Genomic DNA, 748 nt, shown 5'->3' with positions numbered 1-748 from the left:
GAACGCGACGCCCGCGGCGAGCGCGACGAGACACGCCGCTACGAGCGCGGCGGTCGTCGCCGTCCGCCCCGGGTCGTCCCCTCTCATCGCTGCCTCCAGAGTGCCGACCGTCCGGCCACACCGAGTCGAGTCATACGTTCGTCTCGCCCGGCGGCGGCATAAGCGTGTTGAATGAACGTTCAATCAAGAGCGATATATACCCTGCCGGAGTACACCGGGTATGGAGGACCCGTTCACGGAGCCGGCGGACACGCGCGAGGCGATCCTCGGCGCGGCGTTCCGTGCGCTCTGTGAACACGGCTACGCCGATCTCACGATACAGCGGATCGGCGAGGAGTTCGATAAGAGCCCCTCGCTCGTCTATCACCATTACGACGGGAAAGACGAGCTGTTAGTGGACCTCCTGGAGTTCCTGCTCGACGGATTCGAGTCGGCACTCTCCGCTGACGCCTTCGACCTCCCACCCCGTGCGCGCCTCGACACGTACGTCGCGGCGATGACTGACCCGTCCGAGACCGACTCCGGGCACGCCCCTGACGGGCGGTTCCTCACCGCGGTCGTCGAGCTGCGTGCACAGGCGGCCACCGACGACGCCTACCGGGCGCACTTCGACCGGAGCGACCGGGTGTTCCAGACGTTCTTAGAACAAAGCGTTCGGGAGGCGGCCGCCACGATCGACGCGGACGCTGCGGCCGATCCGGACGCCGACGCCGCGATCGATGCGGACGTTCAGGCCGCGCGGTCCCCC

Annotated in this window: 1 protein-coding gene; it reads left to right on the top strand. The window is 67.6% G+C overall.

All coding sequences use genetic code 11. The features are described 5' to 3' along the window. Nucleotides 1–220: 220 nt before the first annotated feature. The coding region (locus ACFQEU_RS17040; protein WP_379784078.1) for a TetR/AcrR family transcriptional regulator at nucleotides 221–748 on the top strand (528 nt) is incomplete at its 3' end.

The sequence above is a fragment of the Halorubrum tibetense genome, from assembly GCF_042661865.1.
Classification (GTDB): domain Archaea; phylum Halobacteriota; class Halobacteria; order Halobacteriales; family Haloferacaceae; genus Halorubrum; species Halorubrum tibetense.
Note: the sequence above shows the minus strand (reverse complement) of the source record. Positions and strands in the feature narration are given on the sequence as shown.